This window comes from Henriciella sp. (genome assembly GCF_049649345.1).
GTDB lineage: Bacteria > Pseudomonadota > Alphaproteobacteria > Caulobacterales > Hyphomonadaceae > Henriciella.
Window position 1 is genome coordinate 1 of the sequence record NZ_JBARZC010000628.1, and the last position, 5,787, is coordinate 5,787.

At 57.3% G+C, this 5,787-nt stretch carries 5 protein-coding genes, 1 other RNA gene and 1 pseudogene; all 7 read left to right on the top strand.

From position 1 onward, the window contains the following. Window positions 1–373, top strand: a pseudogene (locus tag WA989_RS17370) (hypothetical protein); the annotation flags it as partial. 142 nt (window positions 374–515) lie between these two features. Next, window positions 516–2,051, top strand: a complete 1,536-nt coding sequence (locus WA989_RS17375; RefSeq protein ID WP_424341738.1) for a pilus assembly protein TadG-related protein — start codon at window positions 516–518, stop codon at window positions 2,049–2,051. Window positions 2,052–2,131: 80 nt separating this feature from the next. Further along, window positions 2,132–2,488: a transfer-messenger RNA gene (ssrA, locus tag WA989_RS17380) on the top strand. Window positions 2,489–2,614: 126 nt separating this feature from the next. Continuing rightward, the gene (locus WA989_RS17385) at window positions 2,615–4,552 is read left to right on the top strand and encodes a winged helix-turn-helix domain-containing protein (RefSeq protein WP_424341739.1); all 1,938 of its coding nucleotides are present in this window, start codon (window positions 2,615–2,617) and stop codon (window positions 4,550–4,552) included. 65 nt (window positions 4,553–4,617) lie between these two features. Continuing rightward, window positions 4,618–4,818 carry a hypothetical protein gene (locus WA989_RS17390; protein WP_424341740.1) on the top strand — a complete coding sequence of 67 codons (201 nt, stop codon included), beginning with the start codon at window positions 4,618–4,620 and terminating at the stop codon, window positions 4,816–4,818. Between the two features lie 187 nt (window positions 4,819–5,005). Further along, window positions 5,006–5,497 (top strand): SspB family protein, encoded by a 492-nt coding sequence (locus WA989_RS17395; RefSeq protein ID WP_424341741.1) that lies wholly within the window; start codon window positions 5,006–5,008, stop codon window positions 5,495–5,497. 49 nt (window positions 5,498–5,546) lie between these two features. Continuing rightward, the coding region (locus tag WA989_RS17400) for a PaaI family thioesterase (protein WP_424341742.1) at window positions 5,547–5,787 on the top strand (241 nt) is incomplete at its 3' end.

Genomic DNA, 5,787 nt, shown 5'->3' on the forward strand with positions numbered 1-5,787 from the left:
TCTCTACGGCGAGGACGTTACGCTCATTTTCACGGACAATGCGGACTTCGATAATGCCAATGGCGGCACGGTCTCATTGTCGGCCAAGGACCATGGAGACTATGCCGGGGTGCTCATCTATGGCGACCGGGATGACATGGCCTCGACGATCGACGTCAAGATCAACGGCAATATCAGCTCCAAATTCGAGGGCGCCATCTATTTTCCGAACAATGATCTGACATTTGTCGGCGGGGCTGCGCTCAATTCCGAGTGTACGCAGCTCATCGCCGATACGATTACGTTCTCGGGAAATTCCGGCGTGCGGTCCAATTGCGATCATCTCGGCGCGCGGAGTTTTGGCAATGTCAGCGACATCATCGTGGTGGAGTGAACGAGGGGGCACCGCTCTGTCGTGCCTGCCGGGATCGAGCAGGTTAACAAAGCCCTGCGCCCTACCCCGAAATCTCATCTCCCGTTTAAGCGCGCTGTTCAGCACCAAGCCTTAAAACATCAAAAAAAGCTGGAGAAATTGAATGTTGGGTGTGGATAAACCAAGAAATCTGTTGCGCGACCGGCGCGGCAATGTCGCGATGATCTTCGCGCTCGCAATCATTCCGATTATCGGCGTTGCGGGCTTTGCGATGGATACGCAGCTCGCCTTTTCACAGAAAGGCAAAATTCAGCACGCCGTCGATTCTGCAACGCTTGCGGGCGCCCGCATGCTTCAGACGACGAAAAGCGTATCAAAGGTTCGCAAGCATACGCGCGCCTACTTCGATGCAATCACCGCAGACGCAGGCAACAATCTGGTCTGTGACACGCTGGACGTGAAGATCGTCGGCGAAGAAGAAATCGAAACGTCCACCCGTTGCTATCAGCCGACGACGCTGACCCGTATTTTTGGCAGGGAAACGATTGAGTTCGGCGTCCTGTCGACCGCCACTTACGGGATTGGCAAGCTGGATGTCGCCTTTGTTTTCGACATTTCAGGATCGATGAGGGGCGGCCCCCTCGACGACTTGCAGAATGCTGCGCAGGCAGCCGCCGACACGCTGCTGCCGGAGCCGGGTGCCTCAGGCGAGGGGGACGTGCGTATCGCAATGGTCTCCTATAACAGCATGATCGATGCAGGCGAATATTTTGAAGAAGTGACCGGCCTGAAGAAAAACCGGACCTATTCGGCGGTGAACAACTATCGCGAAGAGGAAGAATACGAGGAAGAGTACACTACATGGGAGCAGGACTGCCAGTGGGAGTGCAAGAGATATTCAGGCAGAAGCGGCCGCTGCAGGGACTGGGACTATGTCTGCGGCGACTGGGAGGAAGTCACCAGAACCCGCACCAATTCGCGCTGGGTCGACAAGACCGAGATCGTTACCAAATCCATGAGTTCCACCTGCGTCTGGGAACGCGATGGAGACTCGAAATTCACCGATGATCAGCCGGAACAGTACATGACGGGCGACCTGGTCAATACACTCCAGGAAAGGACCGTGAACGGCGGCGATTCAGGTTCAAATACTGAAGGGTTCATGGCGGCTGGCTACGCCTATTGGGACGACTATTATGACAGGTGGCACACAACCGGCACTGAGTGTCTGGACGTGCAGCCATTCGAGCTGAACGACAATGCAACCCAGATCGAGAAATATATCGACGATCTCTACGCCAATAGGGGTACAGCAGGTCACCAGGGCATCGCCTGGGGCTGGTATCTGATCTCGCCGAAGTGGAAAGCCGTTTTCGACGGGACTGCCGAACCGCTTGCCTATGACGAACCAGATTCGACCAAGGCGATGATCGTCATGACCGACGGCGAGTTCAACAGCCAGTTCTACAGCAGCCAGGGCGGCTCGACGGCGCAGGCCAAAGCAGTCTGCGACGAGATCAAGGATGCTGGCGTGATCATCTACACAGTCGCGTTCGATGCACCCGCCGAAGGTGTTGCTGTGCTCGACTATTGCGCGAGCGGCGAGGAGTTTGCGTTCCGTGCCTCAAATGGCCAGGAGCTACTCGACAGCTATCAGGCGATCGCAGCCGCTATCTCGGATCTGCGTATCAAGAGCTAGGATCCAGTCCAGCAACTTCATTGGCCAGCCTCTCGTCACAGGAGGCTGGCCTTTTCATATCTGGCGGCAATACAGCCGCGCCCCTTTCGCCAGGCCGTCATCTGCCCTATATTCCCCAGTGTTCCTTCGGGAACTATGGCGATAAACGCGCGTGCAATAAGCGGTTCGGACCCGGGGGCGGTACCCGGCGCCTCCACCAATACCCCTCCTTCAGCGGGGCCTTTGGGGGCGAAATAGGATCGACGGACGTGTAAAGACGATGCCTTCGCCCGGATGAGCTCCGTTAGAAGCTCAACTCAACAATAGTTGCTAATGACAACTTTGCTGAAGGTGAACTGATGGCCGCGTAAGCGGTCGGTAGGTAAACCGAACTTAACTCCTGGGGCTTCAGCGCCTCAGGCGGGGCCCGGAGGCGCCTGGCAACAGAAGCCTCCACCTTCTTCTCTTCGATATCCATCATTCAGCCAGGCACTTTGGGCGCTGGCGCAAGTTTTGGTTGCATGGCGCTCCAATCGCCGCGGCCGACGTGCTAATATGGCGACGTATTGGAGACAGACGTAACGATGGCGAGCGACGCAGAAACAAGTGAGCGGCGCGCGGCGTTCTGGGTGGGATCCTGCATGATCAGGCCCGATCAGTTGATCGTTGATGGACCGGGCGGTGAAATCAGCATCGAACCGAAGGTCATGCAGGTTCTGGTCGTCCTTGCCGCCCATGCGGGGGAGACCGTCCTTCGTGAAGACTTGATCCAGTCGGTATGGGAACGCAATTTCGGGGCAGATGAAAGCCTCACTCGTGCGGTCTCTCACCTGCGCAAACTGTTCCGCGACAAGCACAATATCCCCTCAGCAATTGAGACCGTCCCCAAGCACGGCTACAGGCTAATACTTCCTGTTTCATCCACCGCGCCTGCCATTCCATCCGCCGAACAACAGAAGAAGAAGACCCCTGCAGCGCCGCCACGCCGCCGCATGGCGCTTGTCGCTGCTGGCTTGATGTGCGCCGTGCTGGTCGCTGCCGGGCTATTCTTTGCGCTCGCCAGAGACACAAACGAAGCCCCCTCGGTTCTCGCGACAGAATACCTCGCATCCGGACCAATCTACATCGGGGATGTCACTGAGATTGGCGATGCGTCAGCGGTGTCTGAAGCGGCTGAAATCCTCCGCACGGGCCTGGCTGACGAACTTGCCCGAAACTCAATTCCGTCGGGTCGCCTACCGAGGACGGGCGCGCAGGATCTGCCGATCATCGCCGAAGCTTCCGTCGGTGGCGGGGAAGACGAACTAACCATAACGATACGGGTCGTCGATTGGCAAAGTGGATCGCTGCTCTGGTCGGCCACGCATGGCGGAGACGGCATCTCTGCAACCATGCTTGCTAATCAAGCTGAAAGTCACTTGGCGAGGACGCTTGTCTGCGCGCAGACGCGCGCTGCGTTGCTGCCGCCCGACACGACAGACATTATCGGAGCGCTTCTCAGTCTTTGCGCAAACCATCCTTTCTCTACGCATGATAATTCAGGACGGGTCGCCCGTCTGATTGAGGAGCGCAACCCGGATGATCACCGGGCCAGAGCCTTCAAAGTATGGGCCGATGTCTTCGTCGCCCCGCGAGGGTACCAGGTAAACCCGACCAATCTCGACCGATCTGAAATCGTTTCGGCCATGGACGAAATTGACAGCATCCTCGAAATGCACCCCGACAGCTTCTATGCCAACCGGGCCCGCATGGCGTATGACTTTCTGGGCAGGCGAGATTATGCGGCAACCATGCGCCGGCTCGAGACGCTGGTTGATGACCCGAAACAGGCGACCGAGCTCGGCGACTGGCACATGCAGATGAACCGCCTTCTCGGCCACGTTCACGATGCCAGCATCGTTCTTGAAGCAGAAATGCAGCGCCATCCTTCCCGATTCGAGGCCATTACGGAGCTTGGATGGCTGCATGCCGTCATGGGCGAGTATGGCCTCGCAGATGCGATGTTCGAGCGAGTGAGTGCAATCGACCCGGCAGATGGACTGATGCAGCAGCGGCGGTTCTTTAGAAACCTTTTCTATGCCGAAGCTGAAGAGGCTGCATCTGGTCTGTTCGACATCGGGCCTCTCGGCGAACGGGACGCCGATGCCAACTGTTATCGGACATTTCTCGAACTCAAGCTGTCAGATCAGCAGGACGCCGCAGCGCTTGTTGCGCCTTGCAGCATGATTCCGGACACGATCCTCGTCAGCATGTACGCTCAACTCGGCGACATTGACCGGGCCTTCGACCTGCTGAACACGTCCCTTCAAGACGCCAATTGGGGATGGCAGCTTCTTTATTATCCTGAATTGGCTGAATTGCGTGCAGACCCACGGTTTTGGGAATTTGCCCATAAGATGAAGCTCGTAGCCTATTGGCTGGAAACCGATCATTGGCCCGATTTCTGTGAGACAGACGACTTACCGGAACGCTGCGAAGCAAGTGCCCAGCGCGTGATGACCGCATCGCAGCCGCGCGACTAAGAGCCGCTCTCGAAAGGAACTGGAAGGGGCCGGTCGCGTTTTCTCCAAAATCGATTGGAGTAATTATGTCATCCTTTGTCCTGTATCTTGTCGGCTTCCTGCTTCTGATGGGCGGACTCGTATGGGCCGCTATCGCGCTTGGTGTCCCCGGTCAGTGGGTCGCCATCGGGGCTGTCGTGCTTTTGGGCATCGGCGTCATCACGGCAGTCACAAATACGCGGGCCAAGGATGAGACAGCTGCCTCAGACGGCGAACCCAGCGGCTGATCGCTAACCATTACCAGACGGCCCCTGCCCAGCGAGCGTTACAGCACGGGCCGTTTATCAATTTCTGCCGGCTGGCCTATCAACGCCTGCGCGCGAACGTGCTAAGATCCTCTCGCTTTCTGAATGAAGCCAGTTGAATGCGCTAAATTCCGCCTTAAAACACTGTTACAAGACAGGGATGGACCGGATGACGGATTATATTGGTTACGAAGCTCTCACGCAGGCCGCCATGAAAGGCGTTGTCCGGGAGGCGCTTCGTGAAACAGCCAGAAATGGCGCAGCGCCCGGCGAACACCACTTCTACATTACATTCCGCACCAAGGCGCCCGGCGTGAAAATGGCTGAGCATCTTGTCGAGCGGTTTCCCGACGAAATGACCATCGTTATCCAGCACCAGTTCTGGGATCTGGAAGTTCATGAAGGTCACTTCGAAGTCATCCTGAAATTCAATGGCGTGCCGCAGCACCTGTCCATCCCGTTTGCGGCGATGACACGCTTTGTCGATCCTGCCGTCAATTTCGGCCTGTCCTTCGAGAAGAATGAGAGCTTTACCGGTCAGGATGTTGTGGCACCAACCGCGTCCGAGACGGGCGGGCCAATGGCCGGCGAGTCCAAGCGCGCGTCTGGCGCAGACGGCAATGGCACTGTGGTGAACCTCGAAACCTTCCGCCGAAAGTAGGCTCTTGGCCGACAGTCCTTCCGAAAAGCCACGTCTAAGCGACGCCGACATGCTGGCGCGTTTCCAGACCTCCAAAAAACGTCCGGCCTGTTCCGACACACTCGGCATGCATCTGGCTGAAGTTCATCAGGACGAGATGCGCATCATCGTCGATTTCGTCGCCGATGAGAGTTTCGCCAACCCGACCGGCGCAATCCAGGGCGGCTTTATCGCGGCCATGCTGGACGAGGCCATCTCGACCAATATCATTATCGCCTCCAACGTCACCATGACAGCGCCCACGCTGGAGA